Consider the following 242-nt stretch of genomic DNA (forward strand, 5'->3'; position numbering starts at 1 on the left):
GATCGTCGTCCTTAATCTCGTGATCCCAATTCATTTCGCAGAGATGAGCATGCCACTGAAGAAGTGCCTTCTGGAATTCTGCTGGTTTGATCAGGGACAACACTCGCGTGATGGTATCGTGAGAAGGGATGCCGGCTTCAAAGTCTGCGAATTTGGATAGCCAGTCCAGCTTCTCATCGCCGAAGCTTTCGATCTCATCAGGACCGTCCGCGCCAGCGATGACAGCCGAGACAACCAAGAAC

At 52.1% G+C, this 242-nt stretch carries 1 protein-coding gene; it reads right to left on the reverse strand.

The features are described from left to right. Positions 1-242 (reverse strand): ISAs1 family transposase (locus tag H1B37_RS33245; RefSeq protein WP_182871560.1); only part of this gene is annotated, 242 nt, incomplete at both ends.

The organism is Stieleria mannarensis (genome assembly GCF_014154935.1).
Taxonomy (GTDB): Bacteria; Planctomycetota; Planctomycetia; order Pirellulales; family Pirellulaceae; genus Stieleria; species Stieleria mannarensis.